General features: G+C 72.2%; 25 protein-coding genes. 17 read left to right on the forward strand and 8 right to left on the reverse strand.

Translation table 11 applies throughout. The features are described from left to right. Window positions 1-62: 62 nt before the first annotated feature. Complete coding sequence (locus tag SMD20_RS34330) at window positions 63-419, reverse strand: hypothetical protein (RefSeq protein ID WP_329589278.1); 357 nt, start codon at window positions 417-419, stop codon at window positions 63-65. Window positions 420-489: 70 nt separating this feature from the next. Beyond that, entirely contained in the window at window positions 490-1,965 is a 1,476-nt protein-coding gene (locus SMD20_RS34335; protein WP_329589280.1) for an AMP-binding protein, read from the reverse strand. 310 nt (window positions 1,966-2,275) lie between these two features. Here SMD20_RS34335 and SMD20_RS34340 point away from each other — a divergent pair, with 310 nt between their 5' ends. Further along, window positions 2,276-3,625 carry a hypothetical protein gene (locus SMD20_RS34340; protein ID WP_329589281.1) on the forward strand — a complete coding sequence of 450 codons (1,350 nt, stop codon included), beginning with the start codon at window positions 2,276-2,278 and terminating at the stop codon, window positions 3,623-3,625. On the opposite strand, the gene SMD20_RS34345 is transcribed toward SMD20_RS34340, so the two are convergent. Next, window positions 3,622-5,997: a helicase C-terminal domain-containing protein gene (locus SMD20_RS34345; RefSeq protein WP_329589283.1), complete on the reverse strand. Its 2,376-nt coding sequence runs from the start codon at window positions 5,995-5,997 to the stop codon at window positions 3,622-3,624. The two genes, SMD20_RS34340 and SMD20_RS34345, sit on opposite strands and share 4 nt — an antisense overlap. Before the next feature lie 45 nt (window positions 5,998-6,042). Here SMD20_RS34345 and SMD20_RS34350 point away from each other — a divergent pair, with 45 nt between their 5' ends. Then, the gene (locus tag SMD20_RS34350; RefSeq protein ID WP_329589285.1) at window positions 6,043-6,876 is read left to right on the forward strand and encodes a hypothetical protein; all 834 of its coding nucleotides are present in this window, start codon (window positions 6,043-6,045) and stop codon (window positions 6,874-6,876) included. Here the strand turns inward: SMD20_RS34350 and SMD20_RS34355 are convergent. Continuing rightward, window positions 6,869-7,489, reverse strand: coding sequence for a TetR/AcrR family transcriptional regulator (locus SMD20_RS34355; RefSeq protein ID WP_329589287.1), 621 nt, complete (start codon window positions 7,487-7,489; stop codon window positions 6,869-6,871). The genes SMD20_RS34350 and SMD20_RS34355 overlap by 8 nt on opposite strands. Before the next feature lie 173 nt (window positions 7,490-7,662). Between SMD20_RS34355 and SMD20_RS34360 the strand changes: the two genes are divergently transcribed. After that, window positions 7,663-8,280, forward strand: a complete 618-nt coding sequence (locus tag SMD20_RS34360; protein ID WP_329592773.1) for an HAD family hydrolase — start codon at window positions 7,663-7,665, stop codon at window positions 8,278-8,280. Between the two features lie 90 nt (window positions 8,281-8,370). Beyond that, entirely contained in the window at window positions 8,371-8,766 is a 396-nt protein-coding gene (locus SMD20_RS34365) for a cold-shock protein (RefSeq protein ID WP_329589289.1), read from the forward strand. Window positions 8,767-8,782: 16 nt separating this feature from the next. On the opposite strand, the gene SMD20_RS34370 is transcribed toward SMD20_RS34365, so the two are convergent. Then, on the reverse strand, window positions 8,783-10,363 hold the full coding sequence (locus SMD20_RS34370) for an MFS transporter (RefSeq protein WP_329589291.1): 1,581 nt from the start codon (window positions 10,361-10,363) through the stop codon (window positions 8,783-8,785). A gap of 126 nt (window positions 10,364-10,489) precedes the next feature. Here SMD20_RS34370 and SMD20_RS34375 point away from each other — a divergent pair, with 126 nt between their 5' ends. Further along, entirely contained in the window at window positions 10,490-11,338 is an 849-nt protein-coding gene (locus tag SMD20_RS34375; protein WP_329589293.1) for a DUF3027 domain-containing protein, read from the forward strand. 101 nt (window positions 11,339-11,439) lie between these two features. Beyond that, window positions 11,440-14,475 (forward strand): sacsin N-terminal ATP-binding-like domain-containing protein, encoded by a 3,036-nt coding sequence (locus SMD20_RS34380; protein WP_329589295.1) that lies wholly within the window; start codon window positions 11,440-11,442, stop codon window positions 14,473-14,475. Window positions 14,476-14,585: 110 nt separating this feature from the next. Here SMD20_RS34380 and SMD20_RS34385 read toward each other — a convergent pair whose 3' ends face one another. Continuing rightward, a complete protein-coding gene (locus SMD20_RS34385) occupies window positions 14,586-14,795 on the reverse strand; it encodes a DUF2530 domain-containing protein (RefSeq protein ID WP_218156165.1) in 210 nt (69 codons plus the stop codon). 84 nt (window positions 14,796-14,879) lie between these two features. On the opposite strand from SMD20_RS34385, the gene SMD20_RS34390 reads away from it, so the two are divergent. The 4 genes from SMD20_RS34390 (at window position 14,880) to thpR (ending at window position 18,758) form a co-directional block, all read left to right on the forward strand. Then, entirely contained in the window at window positions 14,880-16,334 is a 1,455-nt protein-coding gene (locus tag SMD20_RS34390; RefSeq protein ID WP_329589300.1) for an NCS2 family permease, read from the forward strand. Between the two features lie 127 nt (window positions 16,335-16,461). After that, window positions 16,462-16,914, forward strand: coding sequence for a MarR family winged helix-turn-helix transcriptional regulator (locus tag SMD20_RS34395; RefSeq protein WP_329589302.1), 453 nt, complete (start codon window positions 16,462-16,464; stop codon window positions 16,912-16,914). Window positions 16,915-16,937: 23 nt separating this feature from the next. Further along, complete coding sequence (locus SMD20_RS34400; protein WP_329589304.1) at window positions 16,938-18,161, forward strand: MFS transporter; 1,224 nt, start codon at window positions 16,938-16,940, stop codon at window positions 18,159-18,161. A 39-nt stretch (window positions 18,162-18,200) separates the two neighbouring features. Next, window positions 18,201-18,758: an RNA 2',3'-cyclic phosphodiesterase gene (gene thpR, locus SMD20_RS34405; protein WP_329589306.1), complete on the forward strand. Its 558-nt coding sequence runs from the start codon at window positions 18,201-18,203 to the stop codon at window positions 18,756-18,758. Between the two features lie 97 nt (window positions 18,759-18,855). Here thpR and SMD20_RS34410 read toward each other — a convergent pair whose 3' ends face one another. Then, window positions 18,856-19,824: an aldo/keto reductase gene (locus SMD20_RS34410; protein WP_329589307.1), complete on the reverse strand. Its 969-nt coding sequence runs from the start codon at window positions 19,822-19,824 to the stop codon at window positions 18,856-18,858. Between the two features lie 75 nt (window positions 19,825-19,899). Here SMD20_RS34410 and SMD20_RS34415 point away from each other — a divergent pair, with 75 nt between their 5' ends. Continuing rightward, window positions 19,900-20,925, forward strand: a complete 1,026-nt coding sequence (locus SMD20_RS34415; RefSeq protein ID WP_329589309.1) for a hypothetical protein — start codon at window positions 19,900-19,902, stop codon at window positions 20,923-20,925. Here SMD20_RS34415 and SMD20_RS34420 read toward each other — a convergent pair. Then, window positions 20,903-21,055: a hypothetical protein gene (locus tag SMD20_RS34420; protein ID WP_442942542.1), complete on the reverse strand. Its 153-nt coding sequence runs from the start codon at window positions 21,053-21,055 to the stop codon at window positions 20,903-20,905. The genes SMD20_RS34415 and SMD20_RS34420 overlap by 23 nt on opposite strands. A 173-nt stretch (window positions 21,056-21,228) precedes the next feature. Here SMD20_RS34420 and SMD20_RS34425 point away from each other — a divergent pair, with 173 nt between their 5' ends. From SMD20_RS34425 to lhgO, 6 genes are all read left to right on the forward strand, one after another. Continuing rightward, entirely contained in the window at window positions 21,229-21,642 is a 414-nt protein-coding gene (locus SMD20_RS34425) for a hypothetical protein (RefSeq protein WP_329589311.1), read from the forward strand. After that, on the forward strand, window positions 21,632-22,045 hold the full coding sequence (locus SMD20_RS34430) for a hypothetical protein (RefSeq protein ID WP_329589313.1): 414 nt from the start codon (window positions 21,632-21,634) through the stop codon (window positions 22,043-22,045). Before SMD20_RS34425 ends, SMD20_RS34430 begins: the two co-directional genes overlap by 11 nt. A 76-nt stretch (window positions 22,046-22,121) precedes the next feature. Continuing rightward, complete coding sequence (locus tag SMD20_RS34435; RefSeq protein WP_329589315.1) at window positions 22,122-22,664, forward strand: RNA polymerase sigma factor; 543 nt, start codon at window positions 22,122-22,124, stop codon at window positions 22,662-22,664. After that, entirely contained in the window at window positions 22,661-23,554 is an 894-nt protein-coding gene (locus SMD20_RS34440) for a hypothetical protein (protein WP_329589317.1), read from the forward strand. The genes SMD20_RS34435 and SMD20_RS34440 overlap by 4 nt, the downstream gene beginning before the upstream one ends. Before the next feature lie 63 nt (window positions 23,555-23,617). After that, on the forward strand, window positions 23,618-24,892 hold the full coding sequence (locus SMD20_RS34445; protein WP_329589319.1) for an acyltransferase family protein: 1,275 nt from the start codon (window positions 23,618-23,620) through the stop codon (window positions 24,890-24,892). A 113-nt stretch (window positions 24,893-25,005) separates the two neighbouring features. Continuing rightward, entirely contained in the window at window positions 25,006-26,196 is a 1,191-nt protein-coding gene (gene lhgO, locus SMD20_RS34450; RefSeq protein ID WP_329589321.1) for an L-2-hydroxyglutarate oxidase, read from the forward strand. The last annotated feature ends 2 nt before the right edge of the window (window positions 26,197-26,198 follow it).

The raw sequence follows: 26,198 nt of genomic DNA on the forward strand, positions 1-26,198 counted from the left end.
CCTTCCTACGGTTGACCCTTATCCAACACAGCCGACGGCAGGGAAAGTCCCGGAACGGGTCATCAATCGTCGAGATAGCCGTTGAGGCCGAGGAAGAGGAAAAGGCCGATCATGAGGACGAAGCCGAGCCCGAACAGGACCCAGCTCCACATCACCATGCTACGTGCCGCGCGGGGGTCGGAACTCGCCCTGCTGAGCGCCAGCCCGGCGAGGATCGCCCCGGGCAGGGCGAGGACGTTGCAGCAGGAGACGAGGGAGAGCAGGTTGAGCACGAGGGAGACGATGGCGTTGGCGTTGGGCCCCTCGTCGCGCGGCGGCGGCGGATAGCCGTAGCCATAGCCGTAGCCCGGCGGGGACTGCTCGCCGTAAGGGGCGCCGTAGGGCTGGTAAGGGTAACCCGGCGGGTCCTGTTGGGTCATCGTCACCTCCAGACACGTCAACACTTATCACGGAACCGGACGGGTCCGGCCGCATGATCGGCTTGCCGGGCTAGAGGCGGGCGCGTACGGCCTTGCGGTCGAGCTTGAGCACGCTCGTGACCGGGATGTCGTCGGCGAAGCGGATCTCGCGCGGGTACTTCACCCGGCCGACGCGGTCGCGGGCCCACTCGATGAGCTCCTCCGCGCTCGCCTTCCCGCCGGGTTCGAGCTGCACGAACGCCACGACCTCCTCGCCGTGGCGGGCGTCGGGCCGGCCGACCACGCAGGAGCGGGCCACGTCGGGGTGCTGGTCGAGGGCATACTCGACGTCGCGGGGGAAGACGTTGAAGCCGCCGCGGATGATGAGGTCCTTCTTCCTGTCCACGACGTGGAGGTAGCCGTCGTCGTCCACGCAGCCGATGTCGCCGGTGCGCAGCTCGCCGTCGACCAGCGTGGTGCCCTCGGGGTCGGGCTCGTGCTCGCCCCAGTAGCCGAGCATCAGCGACTCGCCCGCGACGCAGATCTCGCCGACCTCCCCGGTCTCCACCGCCTCGCCGTCGCCGTCGCGTACGGTGATCGAGTAGCCGGGCAGCGGCAGGCCGACGCTGCCGACCCTGCGCCGGCCCGGCGGGTTGAAGGTGGTGACCGCGCAGGTCTCGGTCAGGCCGTAGCCCTCCAGGATCTGCACGTCCGGCAGGCGGCGCTCGAACTCCTCCAGCAGGCTCCGGCCGAGCGGGGCGGCGCCGCAGGTGAGGTGGGACAGCTCGGGCAGCGGGTGCGACTCCAGCGGCTCGGCGAGCAGCATCTGGAGCATGGCGGGCACGACGGTGCCGTAGTGGACGCGCTGCCCGGCGGCCAGCTTGAGGAACTGCCCGGGGTCGAACCAGCGCATGAGCACCGCGTGCTGCGGCTCGGTCGCGTGCATCCAGGCGATCGTGACGATCAGCCCGTACGAGTGCGACAGCGGCACCGGCACGATGATGCGGTTCTTGCCCTCCTGGTGTGACGTGTCCCAGACGGCCTTGCCCACCTGCCAGAGGCCGCGGTGGCTCAGCATGACGCCCTTGGCGCGGCCGGTGGTGCCGCCCGTGTACATGAGGGCGGCCAGGTCGCCGGGGTCCCGCGCGACGGGGCCGCGCCCGGGTGCCCGTTCGAGCTCAGCGGTGTCCACATGGACCGGGATGTCCACGCCCGTGGCCCGTACGGTCGCCTCCAGCTCGGGGGAGGTGACGATCGCCACGGCGCCGCTGTCGAGCAGGATGTGCCGCAGCTCCTCCGCGCCCACCAGGAACACCACGGGGGTCACCACCGCGCCGGCCGCCCACAGCGCCTGGTAGAGCACCGGCACCTCGGGCGAGTTGGCCATCATGACGGCCACCCGGTCGCCGGGCCGGACGCCCGCCGCGACGAAGCCGCCGCACATCCGGCGCGCGCGCTCCGCGAGCTCGTGACTGCGGTGCCAGACCCCTTCGTAGTACATGGCGTCGTGGTCGGCGAAACGGCCCCAGGACTCCTCGGCCAGCCGGCCCAGCGTCTGCTCGGTCACATGCCCAACCTGCTGGGCGGGGGAGCGTGACGTCAAGACCTCTTCACCCTCTTGACTGATCACTGTGGAGGATGTCTTCATTATCGGTAAATAAAGTGATATCTCCTACTCGGGCCATTCCAGTTTTCACGGTGGCCTAGATCGTGTAAATGTGGGAGATCTGGGGATGCGGGTTGGCGTTCCAGATAGGAAACACCTGGTCAGGCCGGTACGGTGACGCAGCGCGACCGGCTCGTGCGGCACGGAGAAAGTCGTGCCCTTCGCGGTAATCAGTGGAGACAAGTTTCGTGTCCAGCTCCGAGGTGACTTCGTGACCGACACGCCTCAACCAGGCGAGCTCGACCTTGACGACTTGGCGCTCACGCGGCGCCGCCCGCCCCCGGCGAACGTCCGGCCCGTCCCCGGGGAGCTCGCCCGGCGGGAGGCCGACGCCCTGCTGCGCTCCTACCTGGAGCCGCCCTGCTTCCCCGAGGCCGTCCGCAGGCTCGCCGCCCGGCACCTGCTCGTGCTCGTGGGCGAGGAGGAGATCGGCAAGCGGCTGGGCGGGCTAGCCCTGCTGTCGCGCATGTCGCTGGCCGAGAGCACGATCACCGTCCTGTCGCCGGCCAGCACCGTCGCCGAGCTGATCGACGGGACCGAGTACGCGCCGGGGCGGGCATACCTGCTGCACGACTGGATCGCCGCCGGCACCGACCCGGCCGCGCTGTCCGTCCTGGCGCGCGAGCTGGCCGAGCTCGGCTCCTACCTCGTCATCACCCGCGACGGCCCGCCCTCGCGGGCCGTGGAGGTCGAGCAGCCCTGGGCCGCGCCCGACCACCGGGAGCTGTTCGACCTGTGCCTCAGCACGTACGACCTGCGCGCGGGAGTGGCACCCGACATGCTCGTCAAGGCCCGGCACCGGGCGGCCGAGCTGCCCACGCCCGCCCACGTCGTCCGGCTGGCCGCCGGGCTCGCGCCGGACGGGGCGCGGGCGGGCGCGGCGCGGGCGGCCGAGGAGGTCGCCGCCTGGTTCGACACCAAGCCGGCCATGCGGGAAGTGCTGGCCGCGGCGGCGCTGGCGTTCACCGCGCCGCTGCCCGAGGCGGCCTTCGAGGCGCGGCTCGCCCGGCTCGACCCGATCTGGCAGGCGCACGAGAGCGGCCCGCCCGAGCCTCCCGAGCCGCACCCGCTCATCAGCCGCGCCGGCGGGCAGGCCGGCTTCCCGACGCCGGAGCACCGCGGGCCGGTGCTGGCCGAACTGGCCGCCCGGTACGGGTTCTGGCTGTGGCAGCCGCTGCGCGCCTGGGTCAGGTCGCTGACCGCCGAGGATCCCGAGGTGCGCACCCGGGCCGCCGAGGGCGTGGCGGCGCTGGCCGCGTACGCGCTCAAGGAGGCGAGGGCCGAGTTCCTGGAGGTGTGGGCGGCGGGCACGGCAGGGGAGCGGCTGGCGGCGGCTGACGCGCTGTCGTACATGTGCGCCGGCGACACCCTCGCCCCCGAGGCGCTCCGGCTGGCGCTGGAGTGGGCGGCCGACCCCGCCCGCGCCACGACGGCCGCCGTGGCCCTGGGCGGCGACCTGGCGCTGCGCTACCCGGCCGACTGCGAGCGGGCCCTGCGGCGGCTCGCCGCCGGCGACGGACCGGCCGCCGCGGTGGCCAGGCGGATGGGGGCGGGCGCCTAGACCCCCGCCACGCCGGTGATGCGGTGCAGTGCGAAGCGGTGGACGGCGGCCCTGGTCTCGTCGTACGCGGTCAGGTAGCCGCCCTCCATCCTCGCCGGCTCCAGGATGCGCGAGGTCGCGTTGCCCTGGGAGTCGAGATAGCCGATCCACACGCGTACGCCCTGCTTGATGGCCTCCTGCAGGGCCGAGATCGTGGCCGTCGCGGGGCCGCGCGGGATCTGGCCGTCGGGGGCGTCCGCGGGCTCGCGCCGGGCGAGATGCGCCGCGTCGCCCGCGCGCAGCGCCCGTACGGCCGCCGCCGCCACATGGGGGTCGATGCCGTTGGCCGGGGCCACCGCGCGCACCGGCGGCGCCGCCTCGGTGCGCCTGCTGTCGAGCTGCGAGATGATCACGTCGCCGTCGAGCGACTCGGCGACCGGGGAGTAGCCCATGGCCCGCAGCGAGTCGACCAGCGCCGCGCGCGAGGAACGGGAGGCGATGACCGTCGGGGCGAGCCTGCGCAGCCGCAGCGCGGCCGAGCGCCGGTCGGCGGTGATCTGGTCGAGCAGCGCCGGGTCGTCGCAGCGGACGTACGCGCTCGCCGTGCCCACCCGGATGCGCCCGTGCCGCCGCGCCACGTCGCCCACCAGGTAGGACAGCGCCTGCGGCATCGGCGTGGCCGAGTGGCGGGCCAGCATCGCCAGCAGCTCCTCGCCGCCGTGGCCCGCGTCGAGCGCCCGCCGGATCGACTGCTCGCTGAACCGGTAGACGGTGGCCCCGCCCTTCGACTCGACGTCGGCGGTCAGCGTCATCCACCGGTTGAGCTCGCTGGTCAGCGGGCCCGGCGCGACCGCGGTCAGGTCGGCCTGCAGCAGCACGTGATCGACCGGCTCGGGCAGCAGCGGCGCCAGCGCGGCCGCCGCCGTCCCGGCGTCGCCGCCCTCCAGCAGCGCCCGCCCGTGCCCGGACAGCGCGCCCAGGCCGGTCACGCCGATCTGCTCGGCCTCGCGCAGGGCGAACTCGGTCAGTTGCTCGCGCAGCGGCCCCCGGCGGCGCGGCTGCTCCCACGTCAGGCGTTCGAGCACCGCGTCGCGGGACGGCGCGCGGCCCGGCGCCGCCGCCAGCACGCCCAGCGTCGCCGCCCGCACCCCGGGCGCGGCCGCCCGGCGCAGATCGGCGTGCAGGGCGTTGAGCGGGCGGTCGCGCTCGTCCCGTTCGCCCACCAGGCCCGGCACGCGGTCCATGTGCAGCCAGCTCGCGGCCAGCGTCACCCAGCGGTCGGCGGTGCCCCTGACCCGCCACAGGTCGTAGGCGGGGGTCGGCAGCCACTCGCCGTCCACGCCGCCGCCGGCCGCGATCAGCCCGGCGGCGTGCGCCACCTCGACGACCAGCGCCGTCACCCACTCCGGCAGGTCCAGGTCGGCCGCCGTGCGCTTCAGGTCGCGTACGCCGAGGCCGCCCGTGCGCAGCACGCCCGGCGGCTCGATGCTCCACCGCTCGCACAGCTCCTCGGCCGCGCGGACGAACGTGAACGCCTGCCCGGCCGCCGTACGGTCGGCCAGCTCCCGGTCGCGCTCGGGGCCCTCCAGCGGCGGCGGCTCCGCCGGCAGGCCGCGGTGCACCCGGCCGCCGCGCAGGTGCAGGCCCACCTCGCGGGGCAGCGTCACGCTCTCCTCGCCGGTCGCCGCGAGCAGGCCGCGGGCCAGCAGCTCCTCGATGGGGGAACGGGCGGTCGCGACGCGCACCTCGCGGCGGGCGTTGGGCACCCGGCCGGCCGGCGGGCCCCAGGCGAGCTGGTCGAGCGCGGCCCGCGCCTCCGGCGACACGGACGCGACCAGCTCGGCGGGGTCGGCCAGGGCCGCGGCCAGGCGTTCCTTGCCGGTGCCCGCGGTGCCGGGGGCTATGTCGTCGGCCATCTCGTCGAGCTGCTCGGGCGGGTGGTGCCGGAACGCCTCCACCGCGCGCGGGCCCAGACCGGCCGGGTCCTCCAGCACCTTGCGTACGCCGGGGCCGAGGTCGAGCGCGTCGTCGGGACCGTAGACGAGGGCGAGGTCGCGCAGCCGGTCGAGCGCCGCCGACAGCGCCGGCTCGGCGGCCTGCGGGTCGCTGGGCGGAGACGAGGGCGGGGGCGAGGGCGGGGGCAGGGCCGCGGCGATGAGGGCGCTCAGGCACTCCTTCGGCGTCGGGCCGTCCTGGACCGCCAGCGTCTCGACGACGGCCAGCGTGAACCGGTCGAGCCGGTCGAGCGCCCTGCCGATCGCCGACGGGCTGGCCGCGCGCGACGCCAGACCCTCCAGGTGCGCGGGCACCGGAGTGATCAGCTCGGGACGCGACGAGACGAGCGCACGCAACTGGTCGTCGGTGCGTCCCCTGATCCACTCCGTGAACTCCATCGTTGCCATGGTATGTCCCCCCTGATTGGGGCAGCATGGCTGGACGTGAGAGAGCGTGCCGATCAGCTCGTGCTGAACTACGTCTCCAAGGCCGCCGACGCGGCCCACGGCGTGTTGCGCTCCGAGCAGCGGCTGGACTTCGCCCGGCGGTTGCGCGCCCGGATCGAGGCCGAGGTGGGCGGCAGCGAGAACCCGCGCGCGGTGGCGAAGGTGCTGGACAGGTTCGGCGATCCGGCGGCGCTCGTGGAACGCGAGGCCCACCGCCTCGCCACCACCGAAGCCACCCCCGCCCCCGGCCCCGCCGCCGACCCTCGCATCGGCCTCGGGCCGGGCGGTTCGCGGCGGTTTCCTGCCATCCGGGACGACACCGTGCTCGCGCCCGCGCACGTGCCCCGCAGGGCCGGGCAGCATCGGGTGAGCCGTTCGGCCGGCCTGGGGCTGCCGTTCGCGGGACTGCGCAGGGTCGCGATGTCCACGGCCAACCCCATGGCCACCGGCGGCAGGGACGCGCGGACCGTGGTCAAGGAGCATCCGCGCGAGACCGGCGCCCTGGTGATCCTGGTGGTGGCCGCGCTGCTGGTGCCGTTCGGGCTGCCGTCGCTGGCGATCTTCCCGGTCCCCCTGGTGGTGTGGGCGGCCGGTACGGCGGTCGTGCTGCTGAGCGAGAGCTGGGAGGTCCGCGACCGCTTCCTGGGCGCGGGCGCGCCGCTGCTCGGCTACGCGGTCGGCGGCGTGCTCGTCGGCGGTCTGCGGGTCGGCGCCGAGCCGGGTTTCGACACGTTCATGACCGAGTTCTGGGCCGTGAGCGGTACCATGTTCATGATCGGCACGGGGCTGGGCGTGGTCTGGCTGGCCTACCGCCTGCTCGACCTCAGCTGATCACGGGCGCCGGGCTCGGCAGCAGCCCGACGGCGAGCCGGACCCAGGCCGTCACGAACTGCTCCTTGTCCGCGTGCCCCGCCAGCTCGCCCACCGTCTCCTGGAAGAGCCGGTAGTGAACCACGGCGCCGCCGAGCACGGCCGCGATGCCCCACCAGTCGATCTCGACGTCGCGGTACTCGGGCTGCGCGCGGAACCAGGTGACGATCGCGTCGAACATGGGCTGCAGCAGCCCCTCCCGTACGACGGCGACCAGTTCGGGGAACTGGCTGAGGTCGCGGAAGAAGACACGGGTCAGCTCCGACTCCTCGCGCACCTTGGCGAGCCCCGCCCGGCAGACGAGCGACAGCCGCTCCTCCAGGTCGGCCGAGGACTCCATGGCGCTCAGCTCGGCCAGGCTGCCGGCCACCTGGCTACGGGTACGGGCGGCGTGCTCGTTGATGGCGGCGGCGAGCACCTCGTACTTGGACTTGAAGTGCCTGTAGAGCCCTCCGGCGCCGGGAGACAGCCCTGAGGCGGCCTCGATCTCGGCCACGGAAGTGGCGGAGTAGCCCCGCTCGGCGAACAGCCGCAGGGACTCATCGATGATCCGCTCACGGGTGGATCTGCTCATGTTTATCCTGATACCTCCGTAAGGAGAGTAGTCGTTACGGAGCGGCGCGCCGGACCGGGCTCGCCAGGACCGAGCCCTCCCCCTCGATAAGTAATTCCTTTCTGGCCATTCCACCATCCCACAACAAGGGCGGTTACCGGAGGCCGAGCGGCCTTTGGCATCCTGCACGGGTGATGACATCGGTAGGTTTCGACCTTGACATGACATTGGCTGATACGCGAGTGGGGATAGCGGCCGCCATGGACGAGCTGTCGGCGCGTTTGGGGGTGCCGATCGACAGCGCGGCCGTGGTGCGGCGGCTCGGGCCGCCTTTGGAGATGGAGTTGGCCAACTGGATGCCCGCGGAGCAGGTCCCGGCGGCGGCCGACCTGTATCGGGAGATATATCCGGATATAGGGGTTCCCGTACACACGGCCATGGACGGCGCGCACGACGCGATCGCCGCCGTCCGCGCGGCCGGCGGCCGGGTCATCGTGGTGACGGGCAAGAACCCGCGCGACGCCGCCAGCACCGTCGAGACGCTGGGGCTGGTCGTCGACGAAGTGGTCGGCTCGCTGTTCGGGGCGGGCAAAGGATCGGCACTCGCGAGGTTCGGCGCCGCCGCCTATGTTGGTGACCATGTCGCGGACATCGATGCGGCCCGCGCGGGAGGCGCCGTGAGCGTCGCCGTCGCCACGGGGCCGTACACAGCGGAGGAGCTGCGCGAGCACGGCGCGGATGTGGCTCTTCCCGACCTCACCGAATTCGCCGGTTGGTACGCCCGCTGGTGCCGCCGCGATGAAGTCCGGTAATTCATCGGCATTTACCCGGTCGCTCCGCCGCCCTTCGGGGCATAACCTACATCCATCCAGCCTTTTCGACTGTTTGAACGAGGTCCTCCTGTGCCGAGTGGCAAGGTCAAGTGGTACGACGCCGACAAGGGATTCGGCTTCCTCACCCGTGACGACGGCGGTGAGGTCTTCGTGCATTCCTCCGCGCTGCCTCCTGGCACCGGCCCGCTGAAGCCCGGCCAGAAGGTCGAGTTCGGCGTCGCCGAGGGCCGCCGCGGCCAGCAGGCGCTGTCGGTGCGGATCCTGGAGCAACCGCCCACCCTGGCCAAGCCCAAGCCGAAGGGCAAACGGAAGAAGCCCGACGAGATGGTCGTCATCGTCGAGGACCTCATCAAGCTGCTCGACGAGGTCTCGGGCACCTACCGGCGGGGCAAGCACCCCGATACCGCGCACGCCAAGAAGATCGCCCAGGTGCTGCGCGCCCTCGCCGACGACCTCGACGCGTAACGGCGCTCCGGCCCGCTCAGCCGAACGGGTTGGTCAGCGGTTTCGTGGAGTCGAGCGTGTCCCCGCGCCTGGGGTCACGCTCGGCGGGCGCGGGCGCGGGCCACTCGGCGGTCGGCGCGGACGCCGCCGCGTCGTCATCGGCGGAGTGGGCCTCCGGGTCGTACAGGCCGTGTTTCCTGGCCGCCTCGGCCTTGGCGGCGCGCACCCGCCGTACGCGGGCGAACACCAGCCAGCCGAGCGCGGCGGCCAGCGTCACCGCCGGCCCGACCAGCCCGGTGGACGCGTCGCGGGCCAGTGACAGCACCAGCCCGACCAGCCCGCCGAACACCCACGCGAGCTGCAGCACCGCCTCGACCACCCCGAACGTGGACGAACGCACCTCCTCGCCGATCTCGCGCTGCACGATCGCGTCCAGCGCGAGCTTGCCCAGCTCCTGCGCGAACGCGGTGACCAGCGAGATCGCCAGCGCCGCCCAGACGCCGAACAGCAGCGCCGTCACGACGGCGGTCACGAGGGTCAGGGCCAGCGTGGCCGGCACGATGAGCTGCGGCGCGTGGTTGCGGGTCCAGTTGGCCACGGCCGCGCCGGCCAGGCCGCCGAGCCCGGCCGCGCCGGCCAGCAGCGCGATCGTCCGCGGCACGTCGAAGAACGCGTCCCGGCCCGCCAGCCACGGCACCGCGTGGTCCTGCACCAGGAACAGCAGGAAGAACAGCAGGAAGCCGGAGAAGACGCGGATGGCGACGTTGGCCCAGACCGCCTCGGCGACCGCCGGGCCCACCTTGAGCAGCGTCCGCCAGCGGTGCCTGGAGCCTTCCTCCTCCAGGTCGGGGGAGTCGATGTGGCGTGGCAGGCGTACCGCGACGACCCCGAGCGCCAGGAAGGCCAGCATCGCCACGCGCAGCACCACGGCGCTGCCCAGCCACGCGGTCAGCCCCGCGCCGATCGGCACCGCCACGCCGGCCGCGACCAGCGTGAACAGCGCCACCCTCGCGTTCGCCGACACCAGCGTGATGTCGGCGGGCAGCACGTTGGGCATGATCGCCGCCCGCGACACGTTGTACGCCTTCGACAGCACCAGCACGCCGAGTGCCCCGATGAACAGCGTCGGCAGGTCTCCGGGCCCGACGGCGGCCGCCATCGCGAAGCAGAGCAGGCCCCGCCCGAACAGCGTGCCCGCCATCACGTAGCGGCGGCCGGACCTGAACCGGTCGAGTATCGGCCCGACGAACGGCGCCAGCAGCGCGAACGGCAACATCGTGATGACGAGGTAGAGCGCCACCGAGCCGCGGGCCTCGCCGACCGGCACCCCGAAGAAGACCGTGCTGGCCAGTGCCACCGTCACCAGGGCGTCGCCGGCGCTGTTGCCCGCGGACAGCTCGATCAGCCGGCCCAGTCCGGTGCGGCCCGCGCCGCCCGCGTACGTCAGCCGCCGCGTGGCCCTGCCGACCGACCGTACGCCGTTGGCGGTGGCCCGGCCGGCCCTGGCCGTGCCTCCGGCGGTGGCCCGGCCGGCCCGTCCGGCGGCGCGTCCGGCGTCGGCGGCGCCGCGCCTCATGCGCCGCGCGGCCTCGCGTGCCCGGTCCCAGCCTGCGTCCACGCCTACCAGTCTTACCCGATTCGGGCGAAGAGTCGGCGGACGATGCGCCGTTCCCGGCCCGTCCAGGTCCCGGGATGGGTGAGAATGAAGTGTGAGCGAACAGCACCTTTCGCCGGAGGCGGCCCGATGAGCCGCACAAGGGCCCGTGTCCCCGCTCCCGACCAGGCTTGTGCCGAGGCGGTCGAGCTGGCACGCGCCGCGGCCGAGGAGCTCGCACGGCCGGGCGAGCCTGGGGAGCACCTCGGCTTCGAGAGCGAGGGCGACCGCATCGTCACCCACTACTTCGCCTGCCTCGACCGCGCCTACCGCGGCTGGCGCTGGGCGGTCACGGTCACGCGCGCCTCGCGGGCGAAGAAGGTGACGGTCAGCGAGGCGGTGCTGCTGCCGGGCACGGGCGCGCTGCTCGCGCCCGAGTGGCTGCCGTGGAGCGAGCGGCTGCGCCCCGGCGACCTGGGTGTGGGCGACCTGCTGCCGGTCGCCGAGGACGACGACCGGCTGGCGCCGGGTTTCACCGAGGTCGACGACGACGCCGACCATCAGGCGCTTTTCGAGTACGGCCTGGGCCGGGCACGTGTGCTCTCGGCCATCGGCAAGGACCGGGCTGCCAGGCGCTGGCACTCCGGCGAGCACGGGCCGCATACACCGATCGCACACGCCGCTCCCGCGCAGTGCTCCACCTGCGGCTTCTACTGGCTGCTCGCGGGTGGGCTGCGGCAGACGTTCGGGGTCTGCACTAACGAGTACGCCCCCGACGACGGCAAGGTGGTCTCCGCCGACCACGGCTGCGGCGCCCATTCCGAGGCCGCCGTGCTGCCGCCGCCGGTGGAGCAGGCCATCCCGATCCTCGACGACCTCGGCTACGACCTGATGGAGGAGGAGCCGGGGGCCGCCGCCGGCTTCGCCGAGGAGGTGGGCGCGGCCGAGGAGCCGGGTTCCGTCGACGAGTCGGGGTCGGAGGAGCTCGGTCATTCCTGATCGAGGTGTCAGGCTGGGGGAAGGGCCATAACCGGGTTTCCTGTCGCCGGTGGCCGCTAACCTACCCTGGCCCACCCTCAACCTGATCAGGATCGTGATCGATGACCGACACCTTTGGCTGTGACCGGATGCGGGCCGCCGTCCTCGCCGCGTGGACTGCCTCGCCCGCCAGGTTCCGCGAGGACGCCAACGCCGAGGAGGACTTCGCGCTCGGCGGCTACCGCGACCGGCTGATCGTCGAGCTCGCGCAGAACGCCGCCGACGCGGCCCTGCGCGCGGGCGTGCCAGGGGTGCTGCGGCTGACGTTGCGGGGCGACGTGCTGACCGCGGCCAACACCGGCGCGCCGCTCGACGCGACCGGCGTGCAGAGCCTTTCCACGCTGCGGGCCTCCGGCAAGCGCGACGAGGCGGGCGCGGCCGGGCGCTTCGGCGTCGGGTTCGCCGCGGTGGTCTCGGTGACCGACGCGCCGTCGATCGGCTCGCGCGGCTCCGAGGCGGTGCGCTGGTCCCGTACCGACACCGCGGCGCTGGTCGCGGAGATCCCCGCGCTGGCCGGCGAGCTGGCCGACCGGTCGGGGCACGTGCCGCTGCTGCGGCTGCCGTTCGACGAGCCGCCCCTGGTCGACATCCCGGAGGGCTTCGACACGCTCGTACGCCTGCCGCTGCGCGACCCGGCGACGGTCGATGCGGTGCGGCGGATGCTGGCCGAGACCAGCCCGGCGCTGCTGCTCGGCCTGCCGGCGCTGGAGCTCATCGAGATCGACGTCGACGGCGAGACGCGCAGGGTCGTCGCCGACGGCTGGCACGTGGTCTCCGACTCCGGGGAGTTCACGCCCGAGCAGGTGGCCGCGTTGTTCGCGGACCGGCCCACCGAGGAGCGGTCCCGCCCCTTCTGGTCGCTGCGCTGGGCGGTGCCCGTCACCGGCACCGGCGAGCCGGGGCCGCTGCCCGCGAGCGTGCCGCCCGTGGTGCACGCCCCCACGCCCAGCGACGAGCCGCTCGACCTGCCCGCGCTGCTGATCGCCTCGTTCCCGATGGCCACCGACCGGCGGCACGTCGCCAAGGGGCCGCTGGCCGACTTCCTCGTCGAGAAGGCGGCCGACGCCTACGTCCGGCTGCTGCGCGAGCTGCCGCGTACGTCCAAGCTGCTCGACCTGGTGCCCGCGTTCATGGGCAAGGGTGAGCTGGACGCCAGGATCCGGCGGGCCGTGCTCGACCGGCTGCCCGGCACGCCCCTGCTGCCCGCCCTGTCCGCGCCCGCGCCGGCCGTGCAGACGCCGTCGTTCGCCGACGCGGAGGTCTACGAGCCCGACGCCGCCTGGCAGGTCGAGCAGCCCGCGCCCGAGCCGGAGGCGGGCGGCTGGGTGGTGAGCGGCCGCGAGGCGGCCGTGCTGGCCGCCGGGTCGGCCGAGCTGCTGGCCACGGTCGCCGGCTTCGTGCCCGGCCTGCTGCCGGTCGGCTGGCCGCCGCGCCATCCGGCGATGACCGCGCTCGGCGTGCGCCGGGTCGAGCTGGCCGACGTGGTCGACCTGCTGTCGGGCGAGGCCGTGGAGGGGCGTGAGCCGTCCTGGTGGCGTTCGCTGTACGAGGTGCTGCCGGCCGACGACCCCGAGTCGCTGGGCGCGCTGCCGGTGCCGCTCGCCGACGGGCGCGTGGTCCGCGGGCCGCGCGGCACCCTCATCCTGACCGACGGCGGGGCCGAGCTCGACCTGACGCCGCTCGGGCTGCGCATCGTGCACCCGGAGGCGGCCCACCCGGCGCTGCTGCGGCTGGGGGCGGCCGAGGCCACGCCGCGTACGGTCCTGGAGGACCCGCTGACCAAGGCCGCGGTGGCGCAGTCGCTCGACAGCCCCGATTCCGAGCTTGTGGCGCGGGCGGTGCTCTCGCTCGTCCAGGCCGCCAGGCTGGCGCCGGGCGAGGCGCCCTGGCTGGCCGAGCTGGCCCTGCCGGGCGCCGACGGCGAGCTCTACCCGGCCGGCGAGCTCATGCTGGCCGACGGGGCACTGGCCGGCGTGCTGGAGCCCGGCGGCCACCTGGGCATCGCCTCGGCCGCGCTGGAGGAGACGTACGGCTCGCGGGTGCTGGCCGCGGCGGGCGTGCTCGACGGGTTCGCGGTCGTCCACGACGAGGACGTCCTGCTCGACCCCGACGAGTGCGACCACGACCTCGACGGCGAGGTCGACTGGCTCGACCACGTGCTCGACCTGCTGCCCGAGCTCGACGTGCCCCCGCTGATCCCCGAGTTCACGGCCGTGCGCGACCTGGAGCTGGTGGCCGACTGGCCGGCGGCGCTGGCGCTGCTGGCCAGGCCGCCGCTGCGGGCCGCGCTCCACCCGCTGCGGATCGCGGGCGTCGAGGTGCCGTCCTACACCGCGTGGTGGCTGGCCCGCCATCCGGTGCTCGACGGGCGCAAGCCGCTGGAGCTGCGCCTGCCCGGCGCGGACCCGCTGCTGCAGGGCCTCTACGCCGACGCTCCCGCCGGGCTCGACGAGGGGGCGCTGGCGATGATCGGCGTCCGCACCACGCTGGCCGAGCTGCTGGTCTCGCACGGTGGCCCGGAGGAGCTGCTCGACCTCATGGCCGACGAGTCCGTCGAGGTCGACCGGGCCCAGTTGCGCGCGTTGTGGGTGGCGCTGGCCGGCGTCGATCCCGAGCGGGTGGCGCCGCCGTCGCGGGTGCGGGCGGTGCTGCGCGGGTCGATCGTGGTGGCGGCGGCCGAGGACGCCGTGGTCGTGGAGGCGCCCGACCTGCTGCAGCTCGTCGCCGACCGGCCGCTGGTGCTGGCCCCCTACGACCTGGCCGAGTCGCTGTCGGAGCTGCTCGACCTGCCGCTGGCGGGCGAGCTGACGACCGGTGAGGTGACCTCGGCGGGCGAGGTGCGCGAGGTGCCCGCCGCGGTGCGCTCGCTGCTGCCCGCGGCTCCCGGCACGTACGTGGAGCACGAGAAGCTGCTGGTCGACGGCGTGGAGTGCGCGTGGCGCTACTTCGAGGGCGCCGTGCACTGCACGGGGGTCGACGGGCTGGCCCGCGGGCTCGCCTGGGCGACGGGGCAGTGGGGCGACCGGCTCGCGGTGGCCGCGCTGCTGCGCGATCCCGAGGCGGTGCCGCTGCTGCTGGCCGAGGCCGACCTGTCGTAGCCGCGCGTCCGGGGCCGCGGTTTCGGGCCGGCGGGTCCCGGGCCGCGGGTCCCCGGCAGGCGGTTCCGGGGCCGGCGGGTCCCGGGCCGGCCGGTCGGCGGGTCCGGACGTCAGTTGTCGCGGGGGCGGCGCACCATCCACATCCCGAGGAAGCCGAACGCCACTCCCGTGACGCAGGTCCAGATCCACCACTCGTTCCCGGGCGCGGGGCGGAAGATCAACAGGACGACCAGGGCGACGGCCCAGATGGCCGTGCCGACGCCGACGGCGGCGACGTCGTTGGTCTTGATCGGCTCTGGGTCGGGGTGCCACTGCTTCACGTGGTCCAGCCTAGCTTCCAATAGTGTCTCGATCGTATTACTGACACTTTCCGCAGGTCATCCCATACTGTCACCCTTCGCGTCGTGAGCGACACAAAGAACACTGAACCCCGATCCGCACTGGACCGCTTCTTCGCCATCACCGCGCGAGGATCGACCGTCTCCCGGGAAGTCCGGGGCGGTCTGGCCACCTTCTTCACGATGGCGTACATCGTGGTGCTGAACCCGTTGATCATCGCCACCGGCAAGGACATCGACGGCGAGTACATCGGCGACGGCAGCACGCCCAACATCGCGCTGGTGGCCGCCGGCACCGCCTTCGTGGCCGGCGTGATGACGATCCTCATGGGCGTCATCGGCAAGGTGCCCTTCGCGATGGCGGCCGGGCTCGGGCTCAACGCCTTCGTGACCTTCAACATCGCGACGGTGATGAGCTGGGAAGAGGCCATGGGCCTGGTCTTCCTGGAAGGCGTCATCATCGCGATCCTGGTGCTGACAGGACTGCGCACCGCGGTCTTCCACGCCATCCCCGCCCAGCTCAAGACCGCCATCAGCGTCGGCATCGGCCTGTTCATCGCGCTGATCGGCTTCGTGGACGCCGGCTTCGTGCGCAAGGCCCAGGGCACGCCCCTGGAACTGGGCATCGCCGGCAACCTCACCTCGTGGCCCATCTTCGTCTTCATCGTGGGCCTGCTCGCCACCGCCGCCATGGTGGCGCGCAAGGTGAAGGGCGCCATCCTCATCGGCATCGTCGGCACCACGATCCTGGCCATCGTCGTCGAGGCGCTCACCAAGGCCGGCAACTTCTCGGCCGAGAACCCCGGCGGCTGGCAGCTCAACCGGCCCACCGTCCCCGAGCAGATCTTCGGCTTCCACAACCCGCTGACGCTGTTCGCCGAGTTCGACCCGATCGGCGGCTTCCAGCGGGTGACGATCCTGCTGGCCGTGCTGTTCGTCTTCACCCTGCTCATCACCGACTTCTTCGACACCATGGGCACGGTCGTGGGCGTCGGCCGGCAGGCGGGGCTGGTGCAGGAGGACGGCATGCTGCCGCGTACCAAGCAGATCCTGCTCGTCGACTCGATCGGCGCGGCGGCGGGCGGCGCGGGCTCCGTCTCCTCCAACACGACCTACATCGAGTCGGCGGCCGGCGTCGGCGAGGGCGCCCGTACCGGCCTGGCCAGCGTGGTGACCGGGGCGCTGTTCCTGGTGGCCATCTTCTTCGCGCCGCTCGTGACCGTGGTGCCGTACGAGGCCGCCGCGCCCGCGCTGGTCGTCGTGGGCTTCCTCATGATGACCGCGATCCGCGACATCGACTGGAACGACTACGAGATGGCCATCCCGGCCTTCCTCACCATCGTCATCATGCCGTTCACCTACTCGGTCTCCAACGGCATCGGCGCCGGCTTCATCAGCTACGTGCTGATCAAGGTGGTGCGCGGCAAGGCGCGCGAGGTGCACCCTCTGCTTTGGGGCACCGCGGTGCTGTTCGTGCTCTACTTCGCGATCGGTCCGATCCGGGCGCTGCTCGGCATCTGATCCCGCGTCACGCAAGGCCGGAGCCGCCCCGCACACGCGGGGCGGCTCCGGGGTATCAAGGGGTGAGACGCCTAATCGGTTGGGGAAATTTCGTGGACTGCCGTATAGTTAGCAAAGGTAATGACTCATGCTAACCAACACCCCGCACAAGACAGGTCTGCGCGGCGACGCGGGTCTGGCTTCAGCCTTGCGCGTGTCGCTGACAAGGCTCAATCGACGACTAAGACGACAGGCGGCGGCGCACTCGCTGACGCCCACCCAGTTCGCGACGCTCGCCGCCGTGGAACGGCACTCCGGGATAACCCCTGGCGAGCTGGCCGAGCTGGAGAAGGTGCAACCGCCCTCGATGACCCGCGTGATCGCCGGGCTGGAGGAGCGCGGCCTGGTCGCCCGCGGCCCGCATCCGACCGACCGGCGCCAGGTGACCGTGACCGTGACCGAGGCCGCCCAGAAGCTGCTGAAGGAGGAACGTCGCCGCAAGGACGCGTGGCTGACGCAGCGGCTGAAGGAGCTGTCCCCGGAGGAGAAGTCGATCCTCAGGCAGGCCGCGCCGATTCTGGAGAAGCTCAGCAGGATATAGAGCCCGAGCAACCCAGGACCGGGATGTTCCGGTCGCTCAGGATTCGCAACTACCGCATGTTCGCGGCCGGTGGCGCCGTCTCCAACGTCGGCACCTGGCTGCAGCGCACCGCCCAGGACTGGCTGGTGCTCGACCTGACCAACGGCAGCGCGGCGGCGCTCGGCACGGCGACCGCGCTGCAGTTCCTGCCGATGCTGCTGTTCGGCATGTTCGGCGGCGTGCTCGCCGACCGCTACCCGAAGCGCCCGATCCTCGTCGGGGCCCAGAGCCTCATGGCCATGCTGGCCCTCACCATCGGCGTGCTGACGATGACCGGCAGCGCCCAGGTGTGGCACGTGTACGTGATGGCGTTCCTGCTCGGCATGATCTCCTGCGTGGAGGTGCCGACCCGGCAGGCGTTCGTGGTCGAGATGGTCGGCCGCCGCGACCTGCCCAACGCGATCGCGCTCAACAGCTCCATCTTCAACCTGGCCCGCGTGGTCGGCCCGGCGCTGGCCGGCGTGCTGATCTACGTGCTCGGCGGCACCGGCCCCATCTTCCTGGTCAACGCGCTGACGTTCGGCGCGGTGATCTCCTCGCTGGTGTTCATGCGCGCCTCCGAGCTCAACCCGGCCGAGCCGGTGCCGAGGGCGAAGGGGCAGCTCCGCGAGGGCCTGCGCTACGTCGTGCGGCGCGAGGAGCTGCTGCTGCCGGTGCTGCTCATCGGGTTCGTGTCGATGTTCTCGCAGTCGTTCTCGATGTCGATAGCGCTGATGGCGCGCGAGGTGTTCAAGGCGGGCGCGTCGTCGTTCGGCCTCGCCTCCAGCATGTTCGCGGTGGGCGCGCTGGGTGGCGCGCTGCTCGCGGCGCGCAGGGCCAAGCTGACGAACAAGGTGCTGTTCGCCGGGGCGATCGGGTTCGGGGCGTTCCAGATCCTCACCGCGCTGGCTCCATTCTACCCGGTCTACCTGCTGCTGCTGGTGCCCACCGGGGTCGCGCTGATCACCGTCAACACGGCCGCCAACGCCAGCGTGCAGCTCGCGACGTCGGCCGAGATGCGCGGCCGGGTGATGGGCATCTACATGCTGGTCTTCACCGGCGGGGCCCCGCTCGGCGCGCCGCTGGTCGGCTGGCTGTCGGAGCTCGGCGGGCCGCGCCTCGGCGTGCTGCTGTCCGGCGTGCTGGTGCTGGCCGGCACCGGGCTCGCGGTCGTGGTGACGCGGCTGATCAGCCGCAGGGTCGCCCGCCCCGCCCTCGCGATGGCCTGACCCGCCTCCGCCCGCCCCGAGCGGGCACAATGTGTTGGCATGAGGCTCTTCGCGGCCCTGGTGCCGCCCGACGAGGTGCTGGACGAGGTCGAACACGCGATCGCGCCGTACGTCGGGCAGGTGCCGGGGCTGCGCTGGCCCGACCGGGCCACCTGGCACATCACGCTGGGCTTCTTCGGCGAGGTGCCCGAGCGGGCGCTGCCCGACCTGGAGACCCGCCTGGCCCGCGCCGTACGCCGGCACCGGGCGCTCGACCTGGCCTTCGCCGGCTTCGGCGCCTTCTCGTCCGCCCGTCGCGCCCGCGTCTTCTGGATCGGCGTCACCGGCGACTCCATGACCAGGCTCGCCGACTCCGTACGCGCCGGCGCCCGCCGCGCCGGAGCCACCGAGACCGACGCCAAACCCATGCACCCGCACCTCACGCTGGCCCGCGCCAAGACCGAGACCGACCTCCGCCCGCTGGTGGAGTCGCTGTCGGGGTTCAGCGGCTCGCCGTGGCGGGCGGAGACGGTGCGGCTGGTGCGCAGCAGTGCCGGGCCGCAGGTGAGGTACGAGTCACTCGCCGAATGGGCGCTCGCACCCGCCGAGCCGGGCTAGGCTCCAGGGCGTGGATCGTCCTCGTCCTTGGCTGCTGCCCCTGGTGCTCGGCCTGCTCCTGCTGATCGTGGTGCTCGGCGCGCTGCTCACCTGAGCCCTACCAGGCGTAGTCCTCCGGCGCCGTCTTGTGACCGGGGAAGATCTCGTCCAGGCGGGCCAGCACGGCGTCGTCCAGCTCGATCTCCAGCGTGCGCATGCTGCCTTCGAGCTGCTCCAGCGTGCGCGGGCCGATGATCGGCGCGGTGACCGCCCGCTGCTTGAGCAGCCAGGCCAGGCCCACGTGCGCCGGGTCCTCGCCCAGCTCGTCGCAGAGCTTCTCGTAGGCCTCGATCTTGTCGCGGTGCTTCTCCAGCTGCTTGACGATCTGCTCGCTCGCCGAGCGGCCCTTGTCGATCTTGCGGAGCACGCCGCCCAGCAGGCCGCCGGCCAGCGGGCTCCACGGGATCACGCCGAGCCCGTAGTCCTCGCAGGCGGGCAGCACCTCCAGCTCGACCGCGCGGGTGAGCAGGTTGTAGTGGGACTGCTCGCTGACCAGGCCGAGGAAGTTGCGGCGGGTGGCGGTCTCCTGGGCCTTGGCGATGTGCCAGCCGGCGAAGTTCGAGGAGCCTACGTACAGGATCTTGCCCTGCTGGCGCAGGACCTCCATCGCCTCCCAGAACTCCTCGAACGGGGTGTTCCGGTCGACGTGGTGCGCCTGGTAGATGTCGATGTAGTCGGTCTGCATGCGCTTCAGCGAGGCGTCGCAGGCCCGGCGGATGTTGAGCGCCGACAGCTTGCTGTCGTTCGGCCACTCGCTCATGCCGCCGTAGAGCTTGGTCGCGATGACGGTCTTCTCGCGCCGCCCGCCGCCCTGGGCGAACCACCTGCCGATGATGTTCTCGGTGATGCCCTCGCCCAGCTTCCAGCCGTAGACGTTGGCGGTGTCGAAGAAGTTGATGCCCAGCTCCAGGGCCCGATCCATGATCGCGAAGGAGTCTTCCTCCGAAGTCTGCGGGCCGAAGTTCATGGTGCCGAGGCAGAGGGGGCTGACCTGAAGGCCACTGCGTCCGAGGTTGACATAGTCCATGGTTCCAACCCTAAAGACCTGGAGCGCACTCCAGGCCAGACGCTTCCCGGCGCGCCGGTGGGGCATGATGGCGGCGTGGGGGATGTCATGATCCGGATGCTCGCGGCTGTGCTCGCGGCCAGTTTTCTGACCGTCGCGCCCGCCCATGCGGCGGCCGACGACGAGCGGATGGAGAAGCTCTTCACGTTCAAGGACCCGAGGATCACCGAGTCCAGCGGCCTGGCCGTGTCGCCCACCCACCCCGGCATCTACTACACGCACAACGACAGCTCCGCCGCTCCGACGTTCTACGCCGTGGACGGCGAGGGGCGCACCCGGGCGACCTACCAGCTACGCGGCGCGGAGGCGCGCGACTGGGAGGCGATGGCCGCGAGCAAGGACCCGCGCACCGGGCGCGGCGTGCTCTGGTTCGCCGACATCGGCGACAACCTCGACGGCGCCTGGCCCGACGTGTCGATCTACAAGGTGATGGAGCCGCAGCGGCTCGGCGACGCCACGCTGCCCGCCGTGCGCTACCGGTTCCGCTACGCCGACGGCGCGCGCAACGCCGAGGGCATCATGGTCAACCCGAGGACCGGGCGGCTCTACGTGGTGTCCAAGGAGTTCGCGGGCTCGGTCTACGCCGCGCCGAAGACGCTGCGCACCGACCGGACGAACGTGCTGCGCAGGGTGGCCGCCGCGCCCATCATGGCGACGGACGCGGCGTACGCGCCGGACGGCTCCTCGTACGTCGTGCGCACCTACTTCTCCGCCACCCTCTACAAGCCCTCGGGCGAGACGATCGCCAGGGTGACGATGCCGCAACTGGAGCAGGCCGAGTCGATCGCGTTCACGGCGGACGGCAAGGCCCTGCTCACCGGCAGCGAGGGGGCGCGGAGCCCGGTCTACCGGGTGCCGCTGCCCGCCCGCGCGCTGGGCGCCGCCTCGCCGAGCGCCGCCCCCACGCCCACGCCCAGCCCGGCGAAGGCCGAGAGCAGCCTGGACGCGCAGGCGGACAGTCCGGCGGAGGGCGGGCTGGCGTTGAAGGACGTGCTCATCTGGCTGGCCGCGGCGGCGACGGCCATCGGCGTGATCACCTTCATCGCCCGCCGCACCGCCTGACCGGCCGCCGCGCATGGTCCAGGTCGTCCGCCAGTTCCTCGTTGAGGACATAGGGCTGCCGGGAGAAGAGGTCGAGTTCTTCACGCCCGCTGATCGGGCGGATGGTCAGGTCGTTCTGTTCCGCAGTCAAGGCACTCTCCGGTGAAGACGCCTGTCCGCTCCGGGGTCAGACGTGGTCCGCGTCCCGGGGGGAGACAAGCGCAGTGAGCATGGGCGTCATGGGCCTATCCCTCCTTCCGATGTCGTGGCCCTTGGCTCTTGCCGACAGGGCAGTCTTCAATCGAACGTGAGTACGATGATGTCATGTATCTCCCACCGGAGTGGCCGGCTGAGGTCCGCCCGCCCAGCGTTCCCGACTGGGAGGCCTCGGCTGTGGCTTGGCTGCTCGATGCGGTGCCGCCCGACTATCGGGCGTACGAGGTGCTCCGCCGCCATCCGGTTGCGCTGGCCAGGATGGCACTTCACCACGTCAATGCAGCTGTTGAAGCGGCAAGAGCCGGGTACAGAAGCGCGGCTGTCGATCTCAAAGGCCGCCTCCCGCCTCACACTGTCGAGGCGGTGCTGGATGTCTATCGCCAGGAAGGGCCGCGCCTGGTCCGCTTGGCCCGGTCCATCGAGGTTGTCGAAAGAGCGCTCCGCGGTGAAGGCTTCACCGCGATGCTGCGCGATGTGTCGACGACGGCCGAGTTCACGCGTCGTCGACACAATGATCGGTGAGGTGATTGCGATCGGCGTTTCTCGTCGGGGAGTGTTGACGTTCTTGGGCATCCTCGCCCTCGCGGGCGTCGTGATGGTGGCGCTCGTGGTTTTCCGCGGCACCGGCGACGGGCGGTTCCTCCGCGCGTCCGCAGAGATCGAGGCGTTCGCCCGCACCATGCGGGACGGCGAACGGCTCGGCCCCCGCACCGTCGGCGGGATGGAGTTCGAGGAGGTCCGCCGCGAGCGTGGGGTGGTCGTTTTCCAGCAGGGCGACACTATGCACAGCCCCTACGGCTACGCCTGGAGTCCGCAGGGTGATCCAGTCCGGCTTCTTGAGGACGTGGAGTGGTCGGAGGATCACGTCGATCACTATTTCGAGCACCTGCAGGGCGCCTTCTACTCCTGGATCGGAAGGCGCTGACGCCCGCGTCCAGTGAAATGCCCCGAAAATTCCGGACATGGAGGTAGATGACCGATGATCCAGCTAAGGAGACCGGATGGGAGCCGACCCCCGTAGCCGGTTCGTGGAGATCTACGAATCCACCTACGAACCGATACTCGGGTACGTCCTGCGCCGCTGCCAGCACCCGGAGGACGCGGCCGACGTGGTGGCCGAGACGTTCACCACAGCGTGGCGTCGCATCGAGGAGCTGCCCGAGGGCGACGAGGCGAGGTTGTGGCTGTACGGCGTGGCGCGCCGGGCGCTCGCCAACCATCGGCGCGGCGAACAGCGCCACGAGCAGCGTACGGCGGCCCTGCGCGAGCGGCTCGCCGCCTCCCCCGCGCCGGCCCGCCCGCCGGAGGACGAGATGTCGCAGATGGGGAGGGTCTTCCGCGGCCTGCCCGACGACGACCGGGAGCTGCTCTCCCTGGTCGCCTGGGAGGCGCTGGACCATGGGCAGATCGCCCGCATGCTCGGCATCTCCCGCAACGCGGTACGGATCAGGCTCTATCGCGCCCGCAAGCGTTTCGCCCGGGGCCTGGCGAAAGCCGGCATCGACCACCCTCGCGCCGTCGCCCTGGAAGGGAGCTCGCTGTGAACCTTGCCGACCTCGCCCGCGTCCGTGACGAGAACCTCATCGGGGAGGCGTCCGCGCCAGAGGCTCAGGAACTCATGCGCGCGATCATGTCCGAGGAGCGGAAGCCGGTCACCGTGACACGGCCTCGCCGCAAGGTCCGGCGAGGGCTGGTGCTCGGCCTCGCGACCATGACCGCAGCCGCGGCCGTCGCCGTCGGCACCGGCCTGGTCGGCGGCCCGGTGACCAGCTACGCCAACGCCGCCGTCTCCATCGAGAAGACCGCCGAGTACTTCAGCGTGCACATCACCGATCCCACGGCCGACCGCCGTCGCTTCGAGGAGGCGTTCCGGGCGGTCGGGCTGAACGTCACGGTCAAGGTGGTCCCGGTGGCGCCCTCCGACGTGGGGAAGCTGATCGGCCCCGTCGTTCCGGACGGCTTCAAGTGGCACGGCAGCATCGGCACTCAGGGGATCACGCCGTGCTCGTCGGCGTTCTGCGCCAAGGTCTGGATGCCGGCCGACTTTCCCGGGCGGGTGGTGTTCGGCATCGGCCGCCCCGCCGAGCCGGGCGAGCCGTACGTCGGCGACGGCCCCATTGACCCGGAGGGCGATGAGGCCCTGTCCGGCTACATCAGCCACGGCAAGACGGTCGCGGACGTACGGGCCGAGCTGAGCCGACGCGGGCTGAAGGCCGGCTACCGGCTGCTCTGGACCTACAGGGACAAGGGCGATGGCGGTAGCTCGTGGTTCGACGAGGCCGCGCCGGAGAGCCGGATCAAGGACGACTGGATCGTGGCGTCCACCCGCTTCCACAGCTCCGACACCGTCGACCTGTACGTGACTCCTGGCAAGGACGCGGGCCCCGTCCCCAGCCCGCACCCCGAACCCCAGTGGTACGACCTGCCGGGCTGAGCCCCGCTTTGGTGATCCGGCGAATGGATGGGAGCGGGGGTACCGGTACCGATGATGGTGGCGTTGAAGGCGCAGACCCGGCGTCTGGCCTGGTTGGACGCGCTGCGTGGACTGGCCGCGATGGTGGTGGTCTTCGAGCATGCGCTCAAACCGCTGTGGCCGGAGGCGCAGCTGCCGATCAAGGCCGTCTTCGATCCCGGCTGGTATGGCGTGCTGGTGTTCTTCCTGGTCAGTGGCTACATCGTGCCGGCGTCGCTGGAACGCCGGGGCAGCGTGCGGGCCTTCTGGATCTCGCGGTTCTTCCGGTTATGGCCGCTGTTCTCCGTGTGCGTGGCCGGCATGGTGCTGCTGGCGGCGGTCGGCTGGGACGACCTGCACGTCTGGTGGGGCACTCGGCCGATGGCGCTGGCCCTGGCGCACGCCGGCATGCTGCAGAACCTGATGTACGTGCCGAACGTGGTCAACGTGCTGTGGACACTGTCCTACGAGATGGCCTTCTACCTTCTGCTGACGGCGATGTTCACCCTTGGTGTGCACCGGCGCAGCACCGCGGCCGCGCTCACGTTCGCGGTGGCCGCGGTGCTGGGCGCCGGGTTGCTGCCGGTGGCGCTCCTGTCGGCCGGCGGGGCGGGCCGCATGCTCACGGTCGTGGTCGTCGTGACCGCCGTGCTGGCTGCCGGGCTGGCCGTGGTGCTGCACGGCGGCAGGCGGTTACGGCAGGTGGGCGCCGTGGTCATCGCAGGCACGATCCTCCTGCTGCTGGCGGTCAACCAGAGTTATCCCGGGCCGTGGCAGGGACTGTTCATCTTGGCGACCATGTTCGCCGGCACTGCCCTTTATCGTGTCGAGACCGGCCAATTCGGTCACCGCCACATCGCCTGGGTGGCGCTGATACCGCTGGCGGGGTTGTGGCTGGCGCGCGCCGAGCTGGGATTGCAGCTGACGATCGCGGCGGCCTGGCTGACCTTCGCCGCCGGGATGGCACTGCGCCATCGCACGATGCCGTCGTGGCTGACCTGGCTGGGCCTGGTGTCCTACTCGATCTACCTGTTGCATCCGCTGCTGCTGGAGAGCGTGGAGTTCTTCCTGCCGGACCCGTCGGCCGTACCGGTGGCAGTGCGCCTGACGCTGCTGGTGGCCGTGTACGCGGTGCTGCTCGGCCTGTGCGCGCTGACCTGGCGATGGGTGGAGCTGCCGGCGCAGCGGCTGGGCAGGCGCCTGATCGGCCGGACCGAACCCCGCCGGGCAGAGGGGGCCGCTGTGCCACCCGGCGGCGAAGCGCCACTCGGGCGCGACACCGCCGCTCTACGCCAGGACCTCAAGCACCGATCACCGTGATGGCCGCCCACCGGGCGGACGGACCTCGGCGGGACGTCCATATCGGCATCGTACTCATGTTCGATTCGCCCTGATATGGCGGGGACGGGCGGTAAGCCGGGAAAATCGGTCATGTGACGGAGAGAATCGGGATCGTGGGCGCCGGGATCGTCGGGCTGGCGGTGGCGCGCGAGCTCGCCGCCACCCGGGGCGCCGAGGTGACGGTGCTGGAGAAGGAGGACGGCGTCGCCGCCCACCAGACCGGGCACAACAGCGGCGTCGTCCACGCCGGCATCTACTACCCGCCCGGCTCGCTCAAGGCCAGGCTGTGCCGGGAGGGCGTGGCGCTGCTCAAGGACTACTGCGCGGCGCACGGGCTGCCGTACGAGGAGGTGGGCAAGCTCGTCGTGGCGAGCACCCACGCCGAGCGGGCGGGCCTCGCCGCGCTGGCCGAGCGGGCCCGCGCGAACGGCGTCCCCGGCATCGCCGAGCTGGACGCGCTGGGGCTGCGCGAGATCGAGCCGCACGCGGTGGGCGTCGGCGCGGTGCACTCCCCGCACACCGCGATCTGCGACTTCCCGGCCGTCGCCCACCGGCTCGCCAGGGACGTCGAGGAGCTGGGCGGGTCCGTACGCCTCGCGCACCCCGTCCGCGGCATCCGCGAGCGCGCGGGCGGCGTGCAGGTGCTGGCCGCCCGCCGGATCTTCACCTTCGACCGCCTGGTGGTCTGCGGCGGGCTCGGCACGGACGCCGTGGCCGCGATGGCCGGGCGGCCGGGGGAGGTGCGGATCGTCCCGTTCCGTGGTGAGTACTACGCGCTCCAGGGCGGGGCGAAGGAGCTCGTACGCGGGCTGATCTATCCGGTGCCCGATCCGCGCTACCCGTTCCTGGGGGTGCATCTGACCCGTACGGTCGGCGGCGAGGTGCTGGTGGGGCCGAACGCGGTGCTGGCGCTCGCGTACGAGGGCTACAACTGGCGCAAGTTCGGAAATATCCGGCAAATTCTTGGGTGGCCCGGCACGCTCCGCCTGGCCCGGCAGCACTGGCGCACCGGGATCAAGGAGGTGCGCGGCAGCCTCGCCAAGGGCGCCTTCGTCCGGGCCGCCCGCCGCTACGTGCCCGAGCTGAGCGCCCCCGACCTGGTACGCGCGCCCGGCGGCGTCCGCGCCCAGGCCGTGGCCAGGGACGGCCGGCTGGTCGACGACTTCGTCGTGGACGTGCACGGCAACGTCGTGCTGGTCCGCAACGCCCCGTCGCCCGCGGCCACGTCGAGCCTGGCAATCGCCAGGCATGTTGCCGGAATTGTCCCAGCACTCGTCCGTTAAAG

The sequence above is a fragment of the Nonomuraea sp. LP-02 genome (assembly GCF_036289125.1).
GTDB lineage: Bacteria > Actinomycetota > Actinomycetes > Streptosporangiales > Streptosporangiaceae > Nonomuraea > Nonomuraea bangladeshensis.

Excerpts from the sequence above, each read along its gene's own strand:
- SMD20_RS34330 (WP_329589278.1), bottom strand. The coding sequence starts at position 419 with ATGACCCAACAGGACCCGCCGGGTTACCCTTACCAGCCCTACGGCGCC.
- SMD20_RS34345 (WP_329589283.1), bottom strand. The coding sequence starts at position 5,997 with ATGGAGTTCACGGAGTGGATCAGGGGACGCACCGACGACCAGTTGCGT.
- SMD20_RS34355 (WP_329589287.1), bottom strand. The coding sequence starts at position 7,489 with ATGAGCAGATCCACCCGTGAGCGGATCATCGATGAGTCCCTGCGGCTG.
- SMD20_RS34360 (WP_329592773.1), top strand. The coding sequence starts at position 7,663 with ATGACATCGGTAGGTTTCGACCTTGACATGACATTGGCTGATACGCGA.
- SMD20_RS34375 (WP_329589293.1), top strand. The coding sequence starts at position 10,490 with ATGAGCCGCACAAGGGCCCGTGTCCCCGCTCCCGACCAGGCTTGTGCC.
- SMD20_RS34380 (WP_329589295.1), top strand. The coding sequence starts at position 11,440 with ATGACCGACACCTTTGGCTGTGACCGGATGCGGGCCGCCGTCCTCGCC.
- SMD20_RS34395 (WP_329589302.1), top strand. The coding sequence starts at position 16,462 with ATGCTAACCAACACCCCGCACAAGACAGGTCTGCGCGGCGACGCGGGT.
- SMD20_RS34400 (WP_329589304.1), top strand. The coding sequence starts at position 16,938 with ATGTTCCGGTCGCTCAGGATTCGCAACTACCGCATGTTCGCGGCCGGT.
- thpR (WP_329589306.1), top strand. The coding sequence starts at position 18,201 with ATGAGGCTCTTCGCGGCCCTGGTGCCGCCCGACGAGGTGCTGGACGAG.
- SMD20_RS34410 (WP_329589307.1), bottom strand. The coding sequence starts at position 19,824 with ATGGACTATGTCAACCTCGGACGCAGTGGCCTTCAGGTCAGCCCCCTC.
- SMD20_RS34425 (WP_329589311.1), top strand. The coding sequence starts at position 21,229 with ATGTATCTCCCACCGGAGTGGCCGGCTGAGGTCCGCCCGCCCAGCGTT.
- SMD20_RS34430 (WP_329589313.1), top strand. The coding sequence starts at position 21,632 with ATGATCGGTGAGGTGATTGCGATCGGCGTTTCTCGTCGGGGAGTGTTG.
- SMD20_RS34435 (WP_329589315.1), top strand. The coding sequence starts at position 22,122 with ATGGGAGCCGACCCCCGTAGCCGGTTCGTGGAGATCTACGAATCCACC.